This window comes from Solwaraspora sp. WMMA2059 (genome assembly GCF_027497315.1).
GTDB lineage: Bacteria > Actinomycetota > Actinomycetes > Mycobacteriales > Micromonosporaceae > Micromonospora_E.
The window spans coordinates 3,905,257-3,928,485 of sequence record NZ_CP114908.1 but is presented as its reverse complement, the minus strand read 5'-3'; the positions used below and the strand labels follow the sequence as shown (position 1 = coordinate 3,928,485).

Sequence of the window (23,229 nt, the reverse complement as noted above, 5' to 3'; positions counted from 1 at the left end):
ACGCGGAATCCCAGCGCGCACCACCTGAATGTTTGCGATAGATCGCGGTCCGGAATTGTCATTCAAGTTGTGGAACTAGATTTCCTCGCTCGTGGTCCACCATGCCGGCGGCCACCCGGGGCTGGGAGATGCTGTACCAACATGGTTCGCCACCTTCCACGAGTTCTTGACTTTGTGAACAACGAAAGTATGAGCTCCTCGTACAATCGTGGCCGACTGCACAACGTATCCATCCGTGTCTCCAGTTGGAGCCAAAATCACCATTTCGTAATCTGGCCCGATTCTTCTCTGCGCACTACCCGCACCCAGTTTGGTAAGATCTACATCCCGCCACAGGTTCTGTAAATGCTTGCGCTCATCGGTTAAGAACCTTTCCCAGACGTCGTTTGGCTGTCCATTTGTTGCAAGAGAATTGGCGAGATCATCTTGGTGCATGAGATTCTCGTCGGAATCCTTGGAGATTTCCCACAACCAAGTCTGCACGCGACAGTGAATCCAGTTCTGATCTACGGCAAGGAGCCAATCTTCCTGGCGGCCCTCCTGGGCTGCGGCAAGAAATCTATATACAACTCCGACCGGGCCGTTCTCGGCGTATCTTTCACTTATCCCTTCCTTGGATAGCGAAATTCTGTTGGCCAGTTTTTCCCCTTCGTCTAGTGCTGCAACTGGAGTTGCCCCAGGGGGTAGTGTGGGATCCTGGTCGGGTGGAAGTTCGCGATTGGTGAACATCCCCAGGGCGGCGATAATCATCAGAGCGGAGGCCACGCCCGGGAATACGGAGTACCATTCGAATCCATCATGCGCAATGTAGTAAGTCCAGAGACCAAAGCCGACGCAGAGTATGATGGTGAAGATGAGTGAGCCGACAGGTATTGGCTTCTTTGGGGTACCAAGCTTTTGTCCTGTAAGTCGAGCAACGTCGATTGTGATTCTTCCGTGGATCCATAGCGCGGTTGGCGTATGTTCTCGCAGAGTATCGTTCTTCTCGATCTCCTCAACAAGCGCGAGATTTTCGCGTATATCTTTTCGGAGTCGCTGGCGTCGACTAAGAACTGTTGCTATGGCGGCCAATGAGCTGATCTCAACGACTTAGCGGTAGGTACTTGTATTCGAAGTGGGTCAGGTGTAGTGCTGCGGTGACGATGTCGCCGATTCTGCGTGGGCTGGCGGTGGTGTGACGGAGTGTCTTCCAGCGTCCGATCAGGATGGCGAAGCCGCGTTCGCCCTGCCAGCGCAGGCTGCGTAGCAGCCGGTTGTAGAAGCGGTTGTCGGGGGCGAGTCGGCTGCCGTCGGTGGGCTGCTTGACCGGGGTCTTGATGCCCTGACCTGCGCCTTCGTAGCCGGAGTCGGCCAGGGTGGGCAGGTCCAGTTCGGTGGCGGCCCAGTTCAGGGCGGCGGTGACACCGAGGGTCTGGGCGCAGGTCAGGTCGTGCAGGTGTCCGGGCATCGCCGGTGAGGTCCAGATCGGCAGTCCGTCCGGGCGGGCGACCGCCTGGATGTTCGCTCCGAAGTCGCGGTGCTTTCCGGAGTACCAGGCGTCGATCGTTTCGCCTTTGACGGACAGGGTGGTCTCGGTGAGCCGGTCGCAGTCGAACAGTTTGCCGTCGAGGATGACGTGGGACCAACCGTCGGCGGCGACCCGGCGCAGGGCGGCGTGGAGATCCTCGGCCTGTGCGGCGAGGACCGTGATGCCCTCGGCGAGGTACCGGTAGGCGGTCGCCCGGGAGACGCCGAAGCCGGCGCCGAGCAGCGCGACGTCCTCGCCCTTGCGGAACCAGACGAGCACCATCAGCGCCTGGCGGAAGCAGGTCAGGGCACGGGTGCCGGTACGAGTTCCCCGCGTCCGGCGTTCCGCGGCGAGCAGCCGACTGACGTACTGCACGAGTTCCCTGGGGACGTCGACCATGGCACGATATGCGATCACGTGGGGTCCTCACCGGTGGGTGATCTTGTGGTGAGAACTACCTACCGAGGGCCCCACGCCCTCCTCCAGCACTGTCCGGCTTCACCGGATTCGCCCGTGTCGCACCAATCAAACCTTTTGCGTTGCTGAGATCAGCTCAATGGGGTAGCAATCGCCGTCACTGCCTGTACGATCGTGTCGATATCCACCGCGCCAATATACTCGGGTACCACATCCAAGCGGCATCAGGTGGTGTAGTACCTCGGATGATCCGAGGAAGCGTGCCCTTCGATGGCAAACCTGAACGTTGCGGGTCGTACCGGACCGAGATGGACGACCGGGAGCGGACCGCGTCGAAGGTGTGAGGACCGGTCACGTGCGGTTCGGATCAGGCCGAGTAGACCACCCATGGTTCGTGACGCCCTTAGAAGCTTGAAGCCCTGCATCGCTGGCGGTCGGGGCGGCGGCCCGGTCCAGCTCGGCGGCGGGCGGGAGTAAACATTCACCTCTTGTGAGGGCGCGGGGTCAGCCCTGGAGGATGTGGGCGGTCTGCGGCATCCAGGGGTTCCCTGTGACGGCGTCGCGGAGTGCGGTCATGGCGTTGACGCCGTGTTTGACCGCAGTGGATAGGTAGCTGCGGATGGTCAGCCGGTCGCGGGTGGCTTTCTCGCTGGTGAGCCGGCCGGAGATCTTCTGCTGGGTCTTGTTCGGCCGTAGGTCACGCTCGGCGAGGTTGTTCGTCGGCGGAATGGTGGTGTCGTAGCAGAACCGCAGGACGTCGTCGTGGCGGTGGTGGAGATCCTCGAGTAGGTTGCGGCCGGGCGGCTGCCTGTCGCGGGGGCCGCCGACGCGGGGGACGTCCTTACGGCCGACGATCACGCCGTCGCGGAACTCGCGGACCAGCGGGTCACGCACGGCGGGGTCGATCTCGGCCTGTCCGGCGGCGCGGGCGAGGTTCGCGGCGTGGATCAGGCCGCGTAGCGCCCGCTGGCACTGGACCGGCCAGACGTGGTCGGGGTAGGTCTCGGCCGCGTCTTCGAGATCGCGGAGCAGATGTGCGCAGCACAGTTGGTGCCGCACCCCGTCGGCGAAGTTGCCGGCCTGGTCGTAGACGGTGTACCGGTCGTGCACGGCGACCCCGGTGAACGCCGGCCCGATCCCGATGGTGCGGAACTGTTCGCCGCTGCGACGCTCAGCCAGCGCGTACAGGGTGTACCGGCCGGTCGACGCGGACCATACGTAGGGCCTGTAGGGAGATCTGTGTAACGGATGTCAGTAGAAGTCCGTTATGACCGGTGGGTAGCCGGTCGACACAGTGAGGACCAGTTTCGATGACACTTTCAACGGTGGAGCAGTACGACTCCGGCGTCGATGCCGACGCGGAGGTCGCGGCGTTGACGCGGCGGATCGCCGCTGACGGGCCGCGGCTGCCTCTGGCGGCGGCGGTGCCGGACGAGGCGGCGGCGCGTGAATCGGCCCGCCGGGCGGTGGCGGATCTGATCGACAAGCAGGCCCTGGACGCGTTGCTGGCCCAGGTCAAGGGTGACGGGCTGCGGCTGACCGGGCCGGGCGGGTTCCTGTCCGAGCTGGTACGCGCCGTTCTGGAACGGGGGCTGCGGGCCGAGTTGACCGAGCATCTGGGCTACGCCCGTCGTGACGCGTCGGGTAACGGCTCGGGTAACTCGCGTAACGGGTCGACCGCGAAGACGGTGCAGACCGAGATCGGCCCGGTCGATGTGAAGGTGCCCCGGGACCGGGCGGGCACGTTCACCCCGATGCTGGTGCCGAAGAACGCCCGCCGGCTCGGTGGCCTGTCGGACGTGATCATCAGCCTGTACGCGGGTGGGATGACGGTCCGCGACATCTGTCACCACCTGCAGCGGGTCTACGGCACCGAGGTGTCACCCGACACGGTCTCCACCATCACCGACGAAGTTCTGGAGGAGGTGAAGGCGTGGCAGCACCGGCCGTTGGACGAGGTGTACCCGATCGTCTACGTCGACGCGTTGATGGTGAAGGTCCGCGACGGCGCCCAGGTCCGTAACAAGGCCTGTTACCTCGTCGTGGGGGTCAACACCGACGGGGTCAAGCACGTCCTCGGTATCTGGGTGCAGCAGACCGAGGGGGCGAAGTTCTGGATGCAGGTCTGCACCGAGCTGCGTAACCGTGGGGTGCGTGATGTGCTGATCGCCTGCTGTGACGGGTTGACCGGTCTGCCCGAGGCGATCGAGGCGGTGTGGCCGCACACCACCGTGCAGACGTGTGTGGTGCATCTGATCCGGGCGGCGACGAAGTTCGTGTCCTACAAGGACCGTAGGGTGATGGCCGCCGCGTTGAAGGACATCTACACCGCTCCGACGGTGGAGGCGGCCGAGACCGCGATGCTCGGTTTCGCCGACAGCCCGCTCGGTAGGCGGTACCCGGCCGCGGTCGCGGTCTGGGAACGGGCGTGGGATCGGTTCACTCCGTTCCTGGCGTTCCCGCCCGAGGTCCGCCGGATCATCTACACCACCAACGCGATCGAGAGTTTCAACTACCAGATCCGGAAGATCATCAAGAACCGTGGGCATTTCCCCACCGACGACGCCGTGATCAAGCTGATCTGGCTCGCGATCGCCGACATCGAGGACAAACGCGCCCGGCAACGCGCCGCCGAGGCCGGTAGACCCGCGAACTCCCGCACCGCGCCGCCACGGCTGGTCGAAGGCGCCGGCGTGCACGGCTGGAAACAGGCCCTCAACGCGTTGGACCTGTTCTTCCCGAACCGTATCCCCATCGATGCCCGATAGTTGGACAGGATAGGGCGTTACACAGAAATTCGGACAGGCTCCATACGTACCCGTTGCGGCCCGCGGCACCCGCTCGGATCGTGGTCTCGTCGAAATGGACCACCTCGGCCAGGGTGATCAACGCCTTGATCATCGTGACGATGTCGGTCACCGCCGCCGCGACGGCGGCGAGGACCTTGTGGACGAACCCGGCCGACACGCGGGTGCCGGCCAGATCGGCGATCAGCCGCACGCACCGCTCGACCGGCACGTGCTGCACGATCAGCAGGTACACGGCGAGAGCGCGCAGGTTCGCCCCGTACACCCGGGTGTTACCCACCCCCGCCTGCTTCGGCGGGGCGGCGACGTGCTTCCGGCCGCAGCCGCACCGGACCCGGTACTGCCGGTACTCCACCGTCGACGCGGTGACCAGCGGCACGTCGGTGACCTGACTGGCCGACACCACCCCCTCGTCGACAGCCCCCGCCAGGTCCGTCCCGCACTCGCACGGCCCGCACGGACGCTGGTCAACCACCCGGACGTCGGCCTCGTCCAACCAGGGCAGATACGATCCCGGCGCACCGGGCTGTCTACCTCGCCCCGGCTTCTTCCCGCCCGAGCGCCCACCGCCGGCGGGCTTGCTCCTACCCGACCGGCCAGGCAGATCATCGGTCGAGGGCGGCATCGAGGAGTTTCGGCTGTTCCGCGAGATCAACCGCTTGATCTGCTCCAACTCCGCACGTAGCCGTTCCACCTCGGCCGTCTGATCCGCCAACTGAGCGGCCTGATCACGGACCACCGCGATCAGCTCGTCCCGCGACAGCGCCTCCGGATCAACCACCCGGGCACAAGATCACGATCGGTCCGAGACGGCAACCACCCCCAGCTCGGCCCGGCGAGTCACGCTACCCAACAGCAAACCCGCCAGCAAGACGTGAATGTTTACGGGCGGGATGCGGTAGTCTGTGTGGGGAGGCGGCGGGTTGTCGATTGGCGCTATCGTGTCTCTGTGCTGATCGATGCTCTAGCGAATATTGGTAAGGTGGACCTCGGTGACGTTCCTGCCTGGGGCTCATTCATTACGACTCTCGGGGCGTTCTGTGCAGCAATCTGGGCCGGTAGAACCGCTCGAAAGCTCTATGAGCGAGAGTCTGAGCGCGACCAACGGGCCGAAGAAGATCGACGCGGACGGGCGGAGGAACAGCGGCGCTTGCAAGCCGCGCAAGTCTGTGCCTGGTTTGGGCGGACACGGGGAAGCGGTTTTAACCCTGGATGGCCGTGTGCCCACGTCCGGAACGTTTCGCAGGTCCCGGTACACGACGTAAAGATTCATTTCTACTACCGTGGCCCTGGTGATGCAGACGAGCTTGATCTACGGGCGACCACTCGGGTGAACATCATTCCGCCTACGACGGATCCTGTGAATGTCATGCCAGAGCAGACCTTAAGAGTGGAATCCGGTGAGACCGACGAGCACGGCAATCAGATGCCTTCTGGTGAGAGACTTGAAGACTTCTTTGTTGCTATCGAATTCACGGACGCGGCTGGTTATCGTTGGCGAAGGGACGTGCACGGACACTTGATGGAGGTGATCGGCGCTGGCACTCCGGTGGGAGAGCGCCGCATCAGTCCGGTCTCCGCAAGCGGCGAGTGACAGATCTTAGCGACGCTCCAGTAGACGGCAGGCGAGTACGCCGCGCCCAGGCCGGCGGGCGGAGTACGCCTGGATTATGCGACCCGGCCACAAACTCACCGACGACGACCACGCTGATCTCGCCGATGCCCGCCGCCGATGTCCGGACCTCGACACCGTCGCCGACCTCGCCCGACGGTTCACCGCTCTGGTCCGCTATCAGGGCACCGGACACCACCTCGACGCCTGTATCGACCGCGCCCGGCGCTGCGGATACCCCGAACTCCGAGGCTTCGCCGCCGGCCTGCTCGGCGACCGCGACGCCGTCGTCGCCGGCCTTACTCAGCCCTGGAGCTCAGGCCCGGTTGAAGGCCAGGTAAGCCGTATCAAAACGATCAAGCGGCAGATGTACGGCCGCGCGAACCTCGACCTCCTGCGCAAACGCGTTCTCGCATCAGCCTGAGCAGCCATCAAGATCAATCACAGAATGTGCGCCAGAGCCAAATTTCAGGTGTCGTTGACACGGCCGCAGCGGAAAGCCACCGCCACCACCGGGAAGTCGCCCCCACGCCGCGCCATTTAGCTCAGGTCTCCGGCAGGGGCGCTCCGGCTCCGAGAGGGCGGGTGCTCTAGCAAGATCCACGCTGAGGAGTCATCTTCATAGCAATCAATTGGTGTCGTTCTGTTGCCGCCAATAGGCAAGGCTGCCACGGGTAGCCAGAGTATGGGGGTGGTCGGGGCCCAGTACCCGCAGCCGATCGGTGAGCAACTGTTCGAACGCGACAGCTGCGCCAGCCGGATCACCTGCCTCACCCCACCACCGAGCAAGGTTGCCACGGGTGACCAGAGTGTGAGGATGGTCAGGGTCCAGCACCCGCGACACATCGGTGAGCAACTGCTCGAACGCGACAGCTGCGCCAGCCGGATCACCTGCCTCACCCCACCACCGAGCAAGGTTGCCACGGGTGGCCAGTGTGTCGGGGTGGTCGGGGCCCAGTACCCGCAGCCGATCGGTGAGCAACTGCTCGAACGCGACAGCTGCGCCAGCCGGATCACCTGCCTCACCCCACCACCGAGCAAGATAGCCACGGGTGGCCAGTGTGTCGGGGTGGTCGGGGCCCAGTACCCGCAGCCGATCGGTGAGCAACTGCTCGAACGCGACAGCTGCGCCAGCCGGATCGCCTGCCTTGCCCTGCGAGTAGGCAAGATTGTGGCGGGTGGTCAGTGTGTCGGGGTGGTCGGGGCCCAGTACCCGCAGCCGATCGGTGAGCAACTGCTCGAACGCGACAGCTGCGCCAGCCGGATCGCCTGCCTTGCCCTGCGAGTAGGCAAGATTGTGGCGGGTGGTCAGTGTGTCGGGGTGGTCGGGGCCCAGTACCCGCAGCCGATCGGTGAGCAACTGCTCGAACGCGACAGCTGCGCCAGCCGGATCACCTGCCTCACCCCACCACCGAGCAAGATAGCCACGGGTAGCCAGGATGTCGGGGTGGTCGGGCCCCAGTAGCCGCGACATGCCGGTGAGCAACTGCTCGAGGGCGGCGGCGGCGTATTGAACTTGTCCGGTGCATCCGAGGCTGTTGATCGCGCGGAACAACAGGGGGTGAGCGTTGGGGTGGTAGAGGGCGTCCCCGGCTGCTGTTCGCAGGGAGGCGGTGTTGGCGCGCAGGATCTGGGTGGTGTCGTGGTCACGGTCGACGGCCGGCCAGAGAGCCAAGAGGGCGTCAGCGGCGGTCTGGGCTACAGCAGTGAGGAGGACCGAGCCGAGGGCATCGCGGGTGACCCGTTGGACAATGGCGTGGACACGGATCACACCGGTATGCGGGTCGTGGGTTAGCAAGCTCAACCGGTGCAGGTTGCGCAACGCATCGCGCACCTCATCCCTCGTAAGATCGTCACGCCCGCTGCGGTTGGCGAGATATGCCACTGCGGCATCGGCGGCGAACACGGCCTCGGGAATGCCGTTCGAATCCAGCACAGCGGCAAGGTTCAACACATGCCGAGCCAGTCTGGCCGGCGGATGGCTGTCCGCGACGTCGATCGACAGCGACCACGTGGCCGCGACCGTCGCCCGGTGTCCATCCGGCAGAGCATCGTCCGGCGGGACAAGCTCAATCAAACTCTTCCGTCGGTCAGTCAGCCGGGCCCGGTAAGCGGCAGGATCGAGACCCCGGTCCCGGATGAACGCGGCCGCCTGCGCCAACGCCAACGGCAGATACCCCAGGTCAACGGCCAACGCCGCCAAGTCGTCATCCTGGTCACCACCGGCACCGATCGCACCATCAAGATAGTCGACAGCGTTGTCCGGGCTGAACACATCGACGTCGACCAGGACTCGGCCGTCCGTGTGCAGCACCGGATCACGGCGACGGGTCGTCACCACCGTCCGACCATTGCGATTGTTCGGCAGCCACCAGTCCGCAGCGTCACCAGGGCTATCGAGGTTGTCCAACACGACCAGCCACCGCTTCGACGTGCGCTCCAACCACGACACGAACCGGCTGGCCGCCGCCTCATCGTCCCCGTCCCCCACCAGAGCGGCTCCCACCGAGCGGGCAGCTTCGGCGTAACGGGCGACGATCGCGTCACGACTCGATGCCGTCACCCACACCAGCACATCCACCTCACGATCCTGCTCCAACCGGCGCGCGAACTCCGCCGCCAACTGGGTCTTGCCCACCCCACCCATCCCCGACAACACCTGCGTCAACACCGCCGTCCGGCCCGCCCTGGCAGCCCGCGACAGCTCCGCGCCTGCAGGCCGGCTCTGAAACCACGCCGCCTGCTGCGGAACCCGCCCGACACGTACCACCGCACCCCTCGGCACCGGCGACGGACCAGGCTTGACGCGCCGCGCTATGAACTCGTCGACGAGTGCCGCCAAAGCCACCACGCTGCCGATAATCCCGGCGATCCAGCCAGCCTGCTCCGTACCCGCCCAGCCGAGCCGAGGCAGCCCCCACCCCCACGGATTCCACCAGGCGAACAGCGCCACCAGGCCACAGGCGACAGCCAAGACCGCAAACACCACCGTCCGCCGCCACCGACGAGGAAACACCCGAGCCACGCCACCATCATCGACGACAAGCACAATCAGCGATTTCACCGAGTCGGGATCACGTCATCGCTGTCGGAGCCAGTAAACAGCGGCAAGCCGATCTACGAAGATCAACTACGACAACGCCAGTACAAACGAGAGCCGAAGTGGGTGCGAGAAGCCGAGAAACGTCGAGGAACACGCCGCAGGCCAGCGAGTAGACGCGCCCGATTCGACCTGATCCGAAGCCCGTACGCGGTATAGGGGTTCGAGTCTCCACCCGTCGACGCTGAGAGCGAGTGTCTAGTTGAGCGTCAATCGGGGCGATCTACGATGGACATCGGTAGGCGGTGGCGGACGTCGGAGCCCAGGTGGGCGGCTGTTTCGGGACAGGCTGCAAGGCCATGATCGCTACTTGACGCAGAACAGGTCGGGCTCTTGCTGCTACGGCAACGAGGCTGGACGTCAGGGCAGCGTCAGAGGCGGAAGTGACGACGGTGCCGACGGCTCCCGAACTGCCTCCGGGCAGTCTCAGTTTCGGTCTCGTTCGTCCGTGTCCAGGGCTGTCCGGCGGGGTCCTCGGGGCGGTCGTGGTCCTGGTCGTGGGCGGTGCCGGACAGGGGTGGACGACCGGGAGTGGATCTTACAAGCGAGGGGTCGCAGGTTCGAAACCTGCCGCGCCCACACTCTGACCAGCACGCGACACAGGGCACCGGATGACCGGTGCCCTGTGTCGTCTCAGTTCCTGGCCCGCGACGACGGTCGCCAGTGGGCGCCAGTACTCCTAAGCGGCCGAAGGAGATCGGCCGACTGCTCCTGGCCTGAGCCAGTTCCAAGCACATAGCGAACAGTCGCCAGCTGCTGGCTTGAGCCAGTCGAGGGTAACGTGGAGCGTGCAGTTGACCCCCAGAACAGGCGGGCAGACATGGACGAGCCGACCAGCGCAGACAAGCGACCACCAAGCCGACGGATAGCCGATGACCTGCGTCTGAGCATCCAGGTGGGCGGGTTGGCACCCGGTGACAAGCTGCCTTCTGAGCGGGACCTTGCCGCCCGGTACGGCACTGCCCGCAACACCGCCAGGGAAGCGATCAGCATCCTGCAAGGGGAGGGCCTGGTCGTCGCGCAGCACGGGCGAGGCGTCTACGTTCGCCCCAACCGGCCCCTGATGCGCCTCGGAGCCAACCGCTACTCCCGCCAGCTGCGCAACGAAACGGGACTGTCGCCGTTCCGCATCGAGGTCACGAAACAGGGCCGCGTGCCCCGGACCGAATGCCGGTCGGTCACCCGCGACACCCCGCCGCCGGACGTCGCCGAACGCCTCGGCATCGACGCGAACATCGCAACCGTCATCCGGCGGGAGAACTGGTACTTCGCCGATGACGAGCCGGTACAGGTCGGCGTGACGTACATCCCCGTCGACGTCGCCGCCGGCTCGCCGCTGGCGACCGAGCGGACCCTCGGCAAGGGCAGCATCTACGCCAGGTTCGAAGAACTCGGTTACCAGGTCACTCGCATCCGGGAAGAGATTTCGGCCCGGATGCCGTACCACGACGAGTCGACCGGGTTGGGGATGCCGCCCGGCGTACCGGTCATCGAGGTGCTGCACACCAGCTTCGACGAGCAGCACACCCCGTTCGAGGTCACCAGCTTCGTGATGCGCGGTGACCTGAACGGCCTGGACTACGACATGCCCGTAGAGGACTGACAGGACCGTCTGATGAGTCGAGGCAGTCTCATACGGCTGGTGATGCTCGCGCTGCTGTGGGGGTCAGGGTTCCTCTGGATCAAACTGGCGCTACGGGGCTTCACTCCGGTGCAGATCGTTCTTGTCCGCCTGGCCCTCGGTGCACTGGTGCTCATCCCCGTGGCCCTGCACCGAGGGCTGCGGTTCCCGGCCGACCGGACAACGTGGGGGCATCTGTTCGTCGCGGCACTGGTCGCCAACGCGATCCCGTACACCCTGTTCGGCATCGGTGAGCAGACCGTCGACTCCGGTGTCGCCGGGGTCCTGAACGCCACTACGCCCCTGTGGACGGCGCTGATCGCCTTCGTCGTCGGGACTGACCGCACGGCGACGTGGTCGCGAGGAGCGGGGTTGACCCTCGGCTTCGTCGGCGCGGTGGTCATCTTCACGCCGTGGGAGTCGGCGAGCGAGGTCGCCAGCTGGGGAGGGCTGGCGATCCTGGGGGCGTCCGCCAGCTACGGAGTCTCCTACGTGTACATGGGCAAGTTCCTCACCAACCGGGGAATCCCGCCGATCATGCTGTCTGCCGCGCAGCTCGCTGCCGGAACGATCCTGATGATCCTGGCCCTGCCCCTCGGCGGACTGACCGCTCCTGACTTCCGCTTGGACGCGGTGGTCAGCCTGCTGATCCTCGGCGTCCTCGGCACCGGGGCCGCCTACGCGCTCAACTACCGGCTCATCACCGATGACGGCCCTACCCTCGCCTCCACGGTCACGTACCTGCTGCCGGTCGTCGCGGTCGTGCTCGGCTTCCTGGTCGTCAACGAGCAGGTGGCAGCGTTCATGGTCCTCGGCATGCTCCTGGTCCTGGCGGGCGTCGCACTGGTACAGCGCCGACCTCAACGGGGCAAGGTCTCTGATCCCCTGCCACTCGGAAGGAACCGGAATGGTCGTCGTTGACCCGGACTTCGTCCGACTGATGCGCAGACTTCGACAGGAACACGGGATGTCGTTCCGGGATCTGGCAAAGAAGGCGTACTTTTCGCGTTCGTACCTGTGTGAGGTGGAGAACGGCAAGAAACCGCCCAGCCTGCACCTCGCCAAAGCGCTGGACGCCTGCCTCAACGCCGAAGGTCGGCTCACGCGACTCGTGACCGCCCATCCCGATGGCCAGGAACGCGGATTCCCATTCCGATCCGCAGCGTCCGGGAACGGCCCGGACCGCGACGTCGAAGCGTGGCGAACGCGCTCGACGTGGCCAGCGCAGCTGGGCGGACCGGCGCCCGTCAGCGCGTCCCAATGGGCGCAGGTCGCGACGATGCTCTACGACGTCTTCGTCCGTAACCGGCCACCGCTCATGCGGCTCGGACCAGACCGGTATGCCAACCCCCTCCTGCGGGAACAGAACCTGACACCGTTCGCTGCCGAGGCAACCATGCAGGGACGCGCACCACTGGTCGAATGCCGGGCCGTATCCCGACAGCATGCGCCGCGCGACGTAGCCGCCATGCTCTCCCTGGACCTGGGCGACGTCGTCGTTCTCCGAGAGAACAGGTACCTGGCCGACGGCGAACCCGTCCAACTCGGCAACACCTACCTGCCGACGAGCGTCGTCGGAACCTCAGCCCTCGCGACCGATCTGAACTTGGGGCCAGGTGGGACCTTCGCTGCCCTCGAAAGACTCGGATACCGGACCGCGCGGATCAGAGAACAGGTCACTACCCGATTCCCGACCCGCGACGAGGCAGAGGCGCTGAAACTCCCGCCTGGTGTGCCGGTCATCGTCCTGCTGCACGTCTCCTTCGACTCCGGTGGCTTCTCCTTCGAAGCGACTCGCTACATCATCCGTTCCGACGCCATGGCAGTTCGGTACGTGGCGCGCGTCTCTGACTGATGCGGCAACTGTCTACAGCGCGTTGAAGATGCCCTTTGGCCGGGTCAAAACTGACCTGACTTGAAGGGGCTGGTTAGTCGAGAATCTATTCCGTGCTGCAGTGCTCCGTCGGGCTACGCGACAAAAATAGAACGCGCGTTCGAGCTTACTTCCGTGTCCATTCGACTTCGTCGGCGCCCTATTTGGTGGCGTTGTGTCGCATGTTTCCTGCGGCTCCGGCACAGGAGTGGCTGGCCTAGGTGCGGGATCGGATCGACGGCCGGCCATAGTCCGGCCCTGTGGTCGCCGATCACAGAAGGTGACGGTTGTTCCAGGTCGCCGGTCTCGACGTCGATTTCTTCCAGGACGGTCCGCAGACCGTGGCCGGGGCAGGACCTGCCGGCCCGGTTGTCGCCGTAGCCGAAGTGGCCGGTCGACGACAGTCGCGATGACCGGTCGAAGCACCGTGGAGTAGCGTGGCCCCCGTATGTCCTGATTGGCACTGGAGCCGGGGACGACGTGCGGCGACGCGGCGGCGAGCGGCGCCCACGTCCGCGCCGGCGGTGGCCGGCCGGACGGGCCGTTGCGGTACGAAGGAGACACGTCGTGCAGGTGAGACTCTTCGATGAGGTCTCGATCCTCCGACGTGGCCAACCGCTCAGTGCGCCGCCGGGCAAGGCTCTCGAGCTGTTCGGCTACCTGCTCATTCATCGGAACCGGACGCACGCTCGCGAATCCATCTCGGAACTGCTGTGGCCGGACGCCGAGCCCGGCGTTGCCCGCAAGTACTTGCGCCAGGCACTCTGGCGGCTCAACACGAGCATGCAGGACCAGCCGAACGACCAGCGCCGGGCGAGCGAACTCGTCGTCATCGACCCCGGCTGGGTGCGGATCAACCCGGAGGCGCCCTGCTGGCTGGACGTTGACGCGTTCGAGCAGAGCTACGCGGCGGTCCGCGACGTGCCCGGCGAAGCGCTCTCCGACAACCAGGCCCATGCGATCGAGCACGCGCTCGATCTCTACCGTGGAGACCTCCTCGCCACCTGGTACCACGACTGGTGCGGTGCCAAACGGGACCGGCTACGCGACACCTACCTGTCCATGCAGGAACAGCTCATGGGCTACTGCGAGGCCCGTGGTCTCTACGCCAAGGGCGTGGGCCTCGGTCAGACCGTGCTGCGCCACGACGCGGCGCGCGAGCGGACCCACCGCCAGCTGATGCGGCTGCACTACGCCGCCGGCGACCGGATCGCCGCGCTTCGCCAGTACGAACTGTGCACCTCGGTGGTGGACCAGGAGTTCGGGGTGCGCCCGTCGGTGGACACCACGGTCCTCTACGAGCAGATCCGGGCGGACCGGGCGGCGGACATCCGACCGGGCCGCGGCCGATCGGTGCTGACTGTCGGCGTATCCACGATCGCGCCGTCCGCTTCCGGCGGCAATGATGTACCGGTCGGGGACAACCGGGACGAGGTGCTGGGATCCATGGCCGCTTCGGGGTACGCCAACTCGACGGAACACCTGCTGGCCGAACTCGCCCGGCTCGATCTGGTGCTGAGCCGGCAGGTCAGGCGGGTCCGCCGGGCGCAGCGTAGACCCGCTGGCGAGCTCTCCGCCTTCTACGTCTCCGATGCCGAGGTCGACGCGCTGCTGGACGGTGCGCCTGACTGGTTTCCGCCGGCCGACGACGACCCGGAGACCGGCACCGGGCTGGACGAGTTGTCCCGCGAGATCGGTGAGCGGGTGGCGCAGGGTATCCAAGACGGTGCGCATCTGCGCCTGGTCGCACTGGCCGGGATGTTCGACCTCGCCCCGTTCGACGTCGAGGTGATCGTGGCCTGTCTGGCGCCCGAGGTCGACCGACGCTACGAGCGGCTGTACGGCTACCTGCACGACGACCTGACCCGCCGACTGCCGACAGTCGATCTCGTCCTCACGATGTTGTGCGGCGACCGTCGGTCACGGATGGCCGCGCAAGCACGGTTCGCGCCGTCGGCACCGTTGCTCCGGCATCGGCTCGTCACGTCGACCGGGGACCCGACCGCACCGGCGCACTCACTGCAGGGCAACAACGTCCGGTTGGACCCGCGGGTCGTCGGGTTCCTGCTCGAGGACGACGAGGTCGCCGAGCGGCTGCGACCGTACGCCCGGATTGTCGCGCCGACCGGGACCCTCGACGACCTGCACTTCCCAGCGGAGTTCGGGGCGGCGCTGGCCCGGCTGAGCGAGCATGCCACCGACGACGTGGTGGTCTACTGCCGGGGGCCGTACGGCGTCGGCCGACGCAGCGTCGCGGCGGCGTGTGCGCGTCACTGGTACGCGCCGCTGCTGGTGGTGTCGGCCGATCTGCTGGCCGACCGACCGGCCGAGGAGTTCGCCACCCTGGTCGGCCTGGTCGAGCGGGAAGCCAGGCTGCAGGGCGCGGTCATGTGCTGGGCGAACGTCGACTCCCTGCTCGTCGAGCCGGCCCGATCACGGCTGTCGCTGCTGCTGTCCACGCTGGCGGCGTACCCGGCTCCGTCGTTCCTTTCCGGTGGCACCGCGTGGGAGCCGGTCGACCTGCCGGCGGGCCTGACCTTCGTCCGGCTGGAGTTCCCCGCACCCGGCTACGCCGAGCGGCTGCGCATCTGGGACGGCGCGTTCGTCGGTGCGGACCGGGACGTGTTGGACCTGGCCGCCGTCGCCGGCAAGTTCCGGCTGACCGGAGGCCAGATCCGCGATGCTGCGGCGACCGCCCGCAACCTGGCGTACGCCCGCGACCCTGGCGCGCCCCGGGTCACCCCGGCCGACCTGTACGCGGCGTGCCGCCTGCAGTCCAACCACAAGCTGGCCGACCTTGCGCAGCGGATCACGCCGCACTACGACTGGTCGGACCTCGTGCTGCCCGCCGACCGGATGGAGCAGCTGCGGGAGATCGCCGACCAGCTCCGCTACCGGTCGGTGGTCTACGAGTCCTGGGGGTTCGAGCGCAAGTTGGCCAACGGGCGTGGCCTGGCGGTGCTGTTCGCCGGTCCCTCGGGCACCGGCAAGACGATGGCCGCTGACGTGTTGGCCCACGAACTCGGCCTGGATCTGTACAGGATCGATCTGTCGACGGTGGTGAGCAAGTACATCGGCGAGACCGAGAAGAACCTCTCCCAGATCTTCGCCGAGGCTGCCACCAGCAACGCGGTGCTCTTCTTCGATGAGGCCGACGCGATGTTCGGCAAGCGGTCCCAGGTCCGCGACGCGCACGACCGGTACGCCAACCTGGAGGTCAGCTACCTGCTGCAGCGGCTGGAGCAGCACGAAGGTGTGGTCATCCTGGCGACGAACCTGCGGAAGAACCTCGACGACGCGTTCACCCGTCGGCTGCACGCCACCATCGACTTCCCCGTTCCCGACGTGGCGGACCGCCGGCGCATCTGGGCGCAGGTCTGGCCGGAGCAGGCGCCGCTGGATCCGGCGGTCGACTTCGACCTGTTGGCCCGGCAGGTCGACCTGCCCGGCGGGAACATCCGCAACATCGCCCTGGCCGGCGCCTTCCTCGCCGCTGCCGACAGTGGCAAGGTGACGATGGCACATCTGTTCCACGCCACCAGGCGCGAGTATCAGAAGATGGGCAAGATCCTCTCGGCGGGGGAATTCGGTTCCGATCCGCCGACCGGTAAGGCCACGGTAGACCGGCGCTTCTGACGAGACAGTGGAGGTTCGAGGTGCATTCAGCGCAGCAGGACAGCGGTGTGGCGTACCGGTCCATGGTGGTGGCATCCGGGTCCGCGCCGGCGCCACGTCGAGCCGCCCTGCCTCACGACTCGTTGCAGCGGCGGTACGGCAATCGAGGTGCGCGGGCGATCGTGCAGGCGAAACTGAATGTCGGGCCGGTGGACGACCCGTTCGAGCGGGAGGCGGACCGGATCTCCCAGCTGGCGTTCGGGTCGTCCGTGCAGCGTGCCCCGGAGGCGATCGGTCGGGTGCGCACGCCTACCGGTGGTGCGGCGGATCCTGGCCTCGCGCGGGCGGTGGACCGGGCGCGGGGCAGCGGTGGGCGGGCGGTGCCCGGCGGTGTGCGGGAGCGGATGGAGCGGGTGTCGGGGGCGGACTTCAGCGGGGTACGGGTGCACGTCGGTGCCGAGTCGGACCGGCTGAACGACACGCTCGGGTCGAGGGCCTTCACCGTCGGCGCCGACGTGTTCGTACGCCGTAGTGAGTACCGGCCGGGCAGCGCGCGGGGTGACGCGCTGCTGGGGCACGAGCTGACGCACACCGTCCAGCAGGGAGCCGCCGGACCCTGCACCACCGGGCCGACGCCTGCGGCGGGACCGTCCGTCGCCCAGCGCAAGTTCGGGTTCGAGCTGGAACTCCATCATGTGCCGTTGTTCAGCCGGCAGGGCGGGGTGGAGAGCCGGCCCGTGGCGAACGCCACAGCGGTTGCTAGCGGCAGGCGTTTCGAGGCGCATGTCGACCACACCCCGGACCTGGACTCCACCGTGGTGCCGGATGCGCTTCGTGGCGCCGGCCAGCCGGCCCCGATCCTTGAGCTCGTGACCGGACCGATGGATGAGTTCAAGGATTCCGAGGGTACGGTACGCAGCATCATGAACCGGCTCGTGCAGGTGGCGACGCACATCGACAACCAGGCGCTCACGCAGAACACGAACGTACCGCTGGACGGTCTCCCCGGCCTGACCGCGAATCCGGCCGGCGTGAATTTCGTCGGATATCCGAACGGTTCCACCGCCCCGGCGGGAACGCTGACGGGTGCGCACGGGCATGTGCAGGCGACCTACGGCCTGTCGGTCACCCAGGTCGGCGACGAATTCGCCGACCGGAGCGCACAGCCGACGGCCCCTGGGACGACGGAGTACAAGTTGGATACATACAAGGCCGTCATGGGGGTGGCCAACACGCGAGCTGGTGATGTCGTTCAATGGATCCGGAACAACATCGATGGCGACTACAGCGACCGGGCGCTCGCCGAGGCGCGCGGACTGTTCGCCCTCATCATCAACTATCTCATCATCGGTCGGATTAAACGGTGGACCACGCTGCACAAGAACCACGCCGGCATCTTCTTCTACAAGACGAGACTCTCCACGGTCAGAAACCAGATTGTCCATTCGTATCCCGAGCTTGAGGGGCTCTTTGGCAACGACGAGCTCGTCGACGAACTGCTGGGGCGTACCGGGCGTGAATCTGTGCAACCAGTCTTTCCGGGCATGAGGGAAGCGATCGGTGGTATCGCCCTGGACGTGATGTGCGGGGAGTGGGTCGAGGAGGTCCTCGCCGGAACGGGTGACAAGGTCTTTGACGTCTCCGCCAACGGTGGTGCGAACGCTGTCGAGCTGGTCACTCCTCGTGTCGGTCGGGGAGCCAAGCGGGGGACCGGTGTGGTCGTCGAGAACCGGCGGTTCGCCCAGACCGAGGGGCATCCCTACCGGCACACGTACCAGCCCAACGAGTGGGCCGACATGGCGGTCCGGGTCCGCGACAGCCTGCGCGCCAGACAGGGGTACGCACAGGGGGAGGTCACCAAGGCCGGAGAGTTCTTCAGGGGACTGTTCATCTCGTGACCCTGCTGGCCCAGACGGCCGGACTTGGGTGTGTTGCACGTCACGTCAGCATCTGAATTGCCAGTTCAAGCCCCTCCGGGTCGTCGCCCTGGATCCACCGAGGCGGTTCGGTAGACGCCGACGCAGACGCTCGTGGGACGCCAGTCCGGTAGACCTGTCGACCGGCGCGAAGGACGCAGTTGGGGGCGGGACAGGGCAGTGTTTCATGATCTGGACGCGTCGCTCGCCGCTCTCGTGCAGGGCGAGCTGGCGTTGCCCGGGATCACCGTCAGCTTCGCCACACCGGACGACCAGTTCCCGCCGTCGGGCGTCACGCTGCCCGCGATCGCGTTCTTCCTCTACGACGTCCGGGAGAACCACGAGCTGCGGACCAACCAGTGGGAGAACACCCGGCAGGAATCCGGCATGATCACCCGGCGGCGGGTGCCGGCCCGGGTCGACTGCTCCTATCTGGTCACCGCGTGGCCCAACGACAGCGCGCCCAACCCGGCGCAGGACGAGCACCGACTGCTCGGCGACGTACTGCGGGTGCTGCTGCGTCACCGGGAGATTCCCGCCGACTACCTGCGGGGCGACCTTGCCGGCCAGCAGCCACCGCTGCGCGCGATGGTCACCGCCGAGAGCCAGCTGCAGGGCATCGGCGAGTTCTGGCAGGCCATGGGCGGTCGGCCCAAGGCGGTCCTGCACTACAGCGTCACGCTCAGCGTCGACGTGTTCGAATCCACGCCGGTCGGGCCCGAGGTGACCGGGACGGTCATCCGGGTCGGCCAGAGCGTGAGTCACGAGTCCTGACGAGGGGGAGTACCCACAGATGCCGCAGTATCTAGCGCCGGGCGTGTACGTCGAGGAGGTCCCCTCGGCCATCAAACCGATCGCCGGTGTGGGGACCAGTACCGCCGGCTTCATCGGTGCCGTCGCCGACGACGTCACGATGCCGCTGCTGCCCGGCCGCTCCGGAGTGACTGCGGCCGGTGAGGCCGAGCCAGCCGATTTCCACTCGGTGGCGCCTGCCGGCGAGGCCCAGCTCGTGGACGGCTGGGAGACGTTCAAGAACCTCTTCGGTGACATTCAGCAGGGCAACCACACCCTCGCCCACGCGGTGTACGGCTTCTTCAACAACGGCGGTGGCCGCTGCTGGATCACCCGGGTCGCTCCTGTCGACGCCGACGCCGAACCCTCGGACGAGGATCTGGCCGGCGCGTTGGAGACCTTCGCCGCGATCGACGAGATCGCGCTGGTCGCGATCCCCGGCGCGGTGAGCGACGCGGTGCAGACCGCGCTGCTCGACCACTGCGAGAACCAGTACCTGCAGGACCGGTTCGCGATCCTCGACGGCCGGCAGACCACCACGTTGACCAAGGAAGCGATCCAGGGCGACGTCCGGGACAGCAGCTACGGCGCGATCTACTACCCGTGGATCGACGTGGGTGCCACCGACGCCGACGGGAACAAGGTGTACCAGCCGCCGAGCGGGCACATCGCCGGGGTTTACGCCCGGGTGGACACCGAGCGGGGTGTGCACAAGGCACCGGCCAACGAGGTGATCCGGGGCGCGCTGGGCGTCGAGGCGCTGGTCAGCAAAGCGCAGCAGGCCGGGCTCAACCCGGACGACATCAACGTGATCCGCAAGTTCGGCGGCAACATCACGATCTGGGGTGCCCGCACCCTCGCCGGCAAGGAACAGGCCGAGTGGCGGTACGTGCCCTCCCGGCGGCTGTTCAACTTCCTGCGCGAGTCGATCGACGAGGGCACCCAGTGGGTCGTCTTCGAGCCGAACGCGCCGGAGCTGTGGTCGAAGATCCGGCGCAACGTAAGTGCCTTCCTGACCACCGTGTGGGCGTCCGGAGCGTTGCTGGGCAACACCCCGGAGCAGGCGTTCTACGTACGCTGCGACGAGACCGTCAACCCGGCTGCGGTCCGCGACGCCGGCCAACTGGTGGTCGAGATCGGGGTGGCGATGGTGCGCCCGGCCGAGTTCGTGGTGTTCCGGATCAGCCAGTGGGCCGGCGGGATCCAGTAGCGGACGACCGGACGAGACCGTGACCCACCAGCTGACACCCGGGGTGCACCGGCAGGACGTGTTCCCGCCGCCGCCTCCGACCCAGCTCACCGGGGTACCCGCCTTCCTTGGCCGGGCCGCCGCCGGACCGTACGCCCCGCAGCGGCTGACCCTGTGGCCGCAGTTCGAGGCGATCTTCGGCAGTGCGTCCCCCGGCGACACCTCGGACGGGTTCCTGGCCGACGCGGTCCGGGGATTCTTCGACAACGGCGGGACGCTGTGTCACATCGTCCGGCTGCCCGGGACGCTGTCGCCCGTCGAGGCGGTGCAGGCCGGGCTGGTGACGTTGGACGACCTGGACGATGTCGACCTCGTCTGCGCCCCCGACATCGTCACCGTCGCACCGTGGCCGGTCGACCAGGACATCACCCCGGTCGTCGAGGCGCAGCAGGCGATGCTGCGACACTGCCGGCAGCGCGGTGACCGGTTCGCGCTGCTCGACGGCGTCCCGGCCATCGATCCGCAGATGATCGTCGAACAGTGTGCGGCGTTGACCGGGCCCGACGGTGCGTTCGGCGCGCTGTACTACCCGTGGCTGGGCGCGTCCGGCGCGGACGGTCGGTTGCGTCACCTGCCACCGTCCGGGCACGTCGCCGGCGTGTACTCCACCGCCGACCAGCGGGTCGGCGTCCACAAGGCGCCGGCCAACACGGTGGTCGAGGGCGTCGTCGACCTGCATGTGCAGCTCACCGATTCCGAGATCGGCACGTTGTACGAGCGGCGGGTCAACTGTCTGCGCGCGTTGCCCGGCCGGGGCGTACGGGTCTGGGGCGCACGTACCCTCGCCACCGACCCGGCCTGGCGGGACGTGACCACCCGCCGTCTGGTGAGCACCATCGGCCGCTGGATCGAGCGGTTCATGACCGGTCTGGTCCATGAGCCCAACGACGTACGGCTGTGGGTGCGGATCATGCGGGAGCTCACCGCGTACCTCGACGGGCTGTTCCAGCGTGGTGCCCTGCAGGGTCGTACGCCCGCCGAGGCGTTCTACGTCAAGTGCGACCACGAGACGAACCCACCTGCGGTCATCGAGGCCGGGGTGGTAGTGACACACATCGGAGTGGCGCCGACCGCGCCGGCCGAGTTCGTCACCGTTCGCGTCATCCACGGCGCGAGCGGGGTGACGGTCGGCGTGGCGTGACCGGTGCGGACAACAGTCGGTGCGGACAGACAGTGAGGTGCGGTTGTGGACAGACTCGATCCCTACTTCGGGTACAACTTCGCGGTGGAGTTGGACGGCATCACCCGGGCCGGCTTCCGGGAGGCTTCCGGGCTGGAGACCAGCCAGAACGCCGCCGAGTACCGGGAGGGTACGGACCGGAACCTGGCGCCGCGCAAGATCCCCGGGCTGAACAGCTACGGTGACATCACCCTCAGCCGTGGCCTGACCAGCGACAGCAAGTTGTGGGAGTGGCGGCAGAAGGTGATGAAGGGCACCGTGGAGCGGCACAACGTTTCGATCACCCTGCTCGACCAGCAGGGCAATCCGAAGGTGACCTGGAATCTGTTCGACTGCTGGCCCAAGTCGTGGAGCGGACCCAGCCTGAGCGCGACCAGCGACGAGATCGCGGTGGAGCAGCTCACCCTCGCCTGCGAGCGTATCGAGGTCGATCAGTGGAGTTGACCGGGGTCGCCGAAGCCCGCCGAACCGAGTTCCCGTTCACCCTGCCGCACGGTCTGGTCGCGCCGGACGGCACGGTGCACCGCGAGGGGACCATGCGGATGGCCACGGCGCTGGACGAGATCGAGCCGATCAAGGATCCCCGGGTACGGTCGAATCCGGGGTATCTGGTGATCATCCTGCTGGCCCGGGTGATCAACCGGCTGGGCGGCCTGGAGTACGTCAACACCAACGTGGTGGAGAACCTCTACTCCGCCGATCTTGCCTACCTGCAGGACTTCTACCAGCGCATCAACCTCAACGGACACGCCCGGCTGCAGGTCGACTGCCCGCACTGCAGCGGATCGTTCGAAGTGGAGCCGCCCAGCCTGGGGGGATGACGCGCTACTCCCCGGACCGGCTGCACGAGGAAGTAGCGTACCTGGCCTATCACTTTCACTGGCCATATCACGAGATCATGCAGCTGGACCACCGGGAACGGCAGCGCTGGGTCGCGGAGGTCGCCCGGATCAACGAGCGGCTCAATGAACAGGGAGGGGCACGGAGATGATGTCGACCGGGATTCCGCTCGGGCTCAGCTGGGCACCTGCCGCCGTGGGCAACTGGACCGGCCTGCGGCTGCCGGACCCGTTTCCGACCTTCAATTTCGCGGTGGAGATCGAAGGCCTGCTGCTGGCCGGGTTCAACGAGGTCAGTGGCCTGGAAAGTCAGATCGAGATGGAATCCTACCGGGAGGGCGGAGTCAACGGCTTCGTCCACCAGTTGCCCGGCGCGGCCACTCCCGCGCACCTGGTGCTGCGGCAGGGGCTGAGCCCGCTCAGCGGTCTGTGGGGCTGGTACGACAACACCGCCCGAGGCGTCATCCAACGCCGCAGCGGCACGATCGTGCTGCTCGACCGGCGGCAGATCCCGGTGATGTGGTGGAACTTCCGCAACGCGTTGCCGGTGCGCTGGACCGGCCCGACCTTCAGCGCGAGCGGCGACGACGTCGGCTTCGAGTCGCTGGAGCTGGTGCACGAGGGTCTGACCAAGCCGCTGCTGGGCCAGGCCGCCGCGCTGGCACACGGCGTGGCCGGCATGGTCGGCTGACCGGGAGCCT

General features: G+C 66.7%; 18 protein-coding genes and 2 pseudogenes. 15 read left to right on the top strand and 5 right to left on the bottom strand.

The window, feature by feature from the left end; all coding sequences use genetic code 11:
- Window positions 1-75: 75 nt before the first annotated feature.
- The 3 genes and pseudogenes from O7553_RS17885 to O7553_RS17875 form a co-directional block, all read right to left on the bottom strand.
- The gene (locus tag O7553_RS17885; protein ID WP_281550876.1) at window positions 76-1,071 is read right to left on the bottom strand and encodes a hypothetical protein; all 996 of its coding nucleotides are present in this window, start codon (window positions 1,069-1,071) and stop codon (window positions 76-78) included.
- A gap of 10 nt (window positions 1,072-1,081) precedes the next feature.
- Entirely contained in the window at window positions 1,082-1,924 is an 843-nt protein-coding gene (locus tag O7553_RS17880) for a transposase family protein (protein ID WP_281550875.1), read from the bottom strand.
- Between the two features lie 504 nt (window positions 1,925-2,428).
- Window positions 2,429-3,139 (bottom strand): annotated as a pseudogene (locus O7553_RS17875) (transposase); the annotation flags it as partial.
- 95 nt (window positions 3,140-3,234) lie between these two features.
- Here O7553_RS17875 and O7553_RS17870 point away from each other — a divergent pair.
- A complete protein-coding gene (locus O7553_RS17870) occupies window positions 3,235-4,692 on the top strand; it encodes an IS256 family transposase (RefSeq protein WP_281550874.1) in 1,458 nt (485 codons plus the stop codon).
- Here O7553_RS17870 and O7553_RS17865 read toward each other — a convergent pair.
- Window positions 4,640-5,512 carry a transposase gene (locus O7553_RS17865; RefSeq protein WP_281550873.1) on the bottom strand — a complete coding sequence of 291 codons (873 nt, stop codon included), beginning with the start codon at window positions 5,510-5,512 and terminating at the stop codon, window positions 4,640-4,642. The two genes, O7553_RS17870 and O7553_RS17865, sit on opposite strands and share 53 nt — an antisense overlap.
- A gap of 549 nt (window positions 5,513-6,061) precedes the next feature.
- On the opposite strand from O7553_RS17865, the gene O7553_RS17860 reads away from it, so the two are divergent.
- A complete protein-coding gene (locus O7553_RS17860) occupies window positions 6,062-6,325 on the top strand; it encodes a hypothetical protein (protein WP_281550872.1) in 264 nt (87 codons plus the stop codon).
- Window positions 6,326-6,380: 55 nt separating this feature from the next.
- Window positions 6,381-6,767 (top strand): annotated as a pseudogene (locus tag O7553_RS17855) (transposase); the annotation flags it as partial.
- A gap of 204 nt (window positions 6,768-6,971) precedes the next feature.
- Here O7553_RS17855 and fxsT read toward each other — a convergent pair.
- The gene (gene fxsT, locus O7553_RS17850; RefSeq protein ID WP_281550871.1) at window positions 6,972-9,317 is read right to left on the bottom strand and encodes an FxSxx-COOH system tetratricopeptide repeat protein; all 2,346 of its coding nucleotides are present in this window, start codon (window positions 9,315-9,317) and stop codon (window positions 6,972-6,974) included.
- A gap of 946 nt (window positions 9,318-10,263) precedes the next feature.
- On the opposite strand from fxsT, the gene O7553_RS17845 reads away from it, so the two are divergent.
- From O7553_RS17845 to O7553_RS17790, 12 genes are all read left to right on the top strand, one after another.
- Window positions 10,264-11,046, top strand: coding sequence for a GntR family transcriptional regulator (locus O7553_RS17845; RefSeq protein WP_281550870.1), 783 nt, complete (start codon window positions 10,264-10,266; stop codon window positions 11,044-11,046).
- Window positions 11,047-11,058: 12 nt separating this feature from the next.
- Window positions 11,059-11,985, top strand: coding sequence for a DMT family transporter (locus O7553_RS17840; RefSeq protein ID WP_281550869.1), 927 nt, complete (start codon window positions 11,059-11,061; stop codon window positions 11,983-11,985).
- Window positions 11,972-12,919, top strand: coding sequence for a UTRA domain-containing protein (locus O7553_RS17835; RefSeq protein ID WP_281550868.1), 948 nt, complete (start codon window positions 11,972-11,974; stop codon window positions 12,917-12,919). The genes O7553_RS17840 and O7553_RS17835 overlap by 14 nt, the downstream gene beginning before the upstream one ends.
- Before the next feature lie 585 nt (window positions 12,920-13,504).
- Window positions 13,505-16,573, top strand: coding sequence for an AAA family ATPase (locus tag O7553_RS17830; RefSeq protein WP_281550867.1), 3,069 nt, complete (start codon window positions 13,505-13,507; stop codon window positions 16,571-16,573).
- A gap of 62 nt (window positions 16,574-16,635) precedes the next feature.
- Complete coding sequence (locus tag O7553_RS17825) at window positions 16,636-18,450, top strand: DUF4157 domain-containing protein (RefSeq protein WP_281555652.1); 1,815 nt, start codon at window positions 16,636-16,638, stop codon at window positions 18,448-18,450.
- A gap of 198 nt (window positions 18,451-18,648) precedes the next feature.
- On the top strand, window positions 18,649-19,242 hold the full coding sequence (locus O7553_RS17820) for a DUF4255 domain-containing protein (protein WP_281550866.1): 594 nt from the start codon (window positions 18,649-18,651) through the stop codon (window positions 19,240-19,242).
- A gap of 19 nt (window positions 19,243-19,261) precedes the next feature.
- Window positions 19,262-20,470, top strand: coding sequence for a phage tail sheath subtilisin-like domain-containing protein (locus tag O7553_RS17815; RefSeq protein WP_281550865.1), 1,209 nt, complete (start codon window positions 19,262-19,264; stop codon window positions 20,468-20,470).
- 19 nt (window positions 20,471-20,489) lie between these two features.
- On the top strand, window positions 20,490-21,650 hold the full coding sequence (locus O7553_RS17810; RefSeq protein ID WP_281550864.1) for a phage tail sheath subtilisin-like domain-containing protein: 1,161 nt from the start codon (window positions 20,490-20,492) through the stop codon (window positions 21,648-21,650).
- Between the two features lie 45 nt (window positions 21,651-21,695).
- Window positions 21,696-22,133, top strand: coding sequence for a phage tail protein (locus O7553_RS17805; RefSeq protein WP_281550863.1), 438 nt, complete (start codon window positions 21,696-21,698; stop codon window positions 22,131-22,133).
- A complete protein-coding gene (locus O7553_RS17800) occupies window positions 22,124-22,510 on the top strand; it encodes a hypothetical protein (RefSeq protein ID WP_281550862.1) in 387 nt (128 codons plus the stop codon). The genes O7553_RS17805 and O7553_RS17800 overlap by 10 nt, the downstream gene beginning before the upstream one ends.
- The gene (locus O7553_RS17795) at window positions 22,507-22,680 is read left to right on the top strand and encodes a DUF6760 family protein (protein WP_199757663.1); all 174 of its coding nucleotides are present in this window, start codon (window positions 22,507-22,509) and stop codon (window positions 22,678-22,680) included. Before O7553_RS17800 ends, O7553_RS17795 begins: the two co-directional genes overlap by 4 nt.
- Complete coding sequence (locus tag O7553_RS17790; RefSeq protein WP_281550861.1) at window positions 22,677-23,219, top strand: phage tail protein; 543 nt, start codon at window positions 22,677-22,679, stop codon at window positions 23,217-23,219. The genes O7553_RS17795 and O7553_RS17790 overlap by 4 nt, the downstream gene beginning before the upstream one ends.
- The last annotated feature ends 10 nt before the right edge of the window (window positions 23,220-23,229 follow it).

Excerpts from the sequence above, each read along its gene's own strand:
- O7553_RS17845 (WP_281550870.1), top strand. The coding sequence starts at position 10,264 with ATGGACGAGCCGACCAGCGCAGACAAGCGACCACCAAGCCGACGGATA.
- O7553_RS17840 (WP_281550869.1), top strand. The coding sequence starts at position 11,059 with ATGAGTCGAGGCAGTCTCATACGGCTGGTGATGCTCGCGCTGCTGTGG.
- O7553_RS17870 (WP_281550874.1), top strand. The coding sequence starts at position 3,235 with ATGACACTTTCAACGGTGGAGCAGTACGACTCCGGCGTCGATGCCGAC.
- O7553_RS17835 (WP_281550868.1), top strand. The coding sequence starts at position 11,972 with ATGGTCGTCGTTGACCCGGACTTCGTCCGACTGATGCGCAGACTTCGA.
- O7553_RS17825 (WP_281555652.1), top strand. The coding sequence starts at position 16,636 with ATGGTGGTGGCATCCGGGTCCGCGCCGGCGCCACGTCGAGCCGCCCTG.
- O7553_RS17790 (WP_281550861.1), top strand. The coding sequence starts at position 22,677 with ATGATGTCGACCGGGATTCCGCTCGGGCTCAGCTGGGCACCTGCCGCC.
- O7553_RS17795 (WP_199757663.1), top strand. The coding sequence starts at position 22,507 with ATGACGCGCTACTCCCCGGACCGGCTGCACGAGGAAGTAGCGTACCTG.
- O7553_RS17815 (WP_281550865.1), top strand. The coding sequence starts at position 19,262 with ATGCCGCAGTATCTAGCGCCGGGCGTGTACGTCGAGGAGGTCCCCTCG.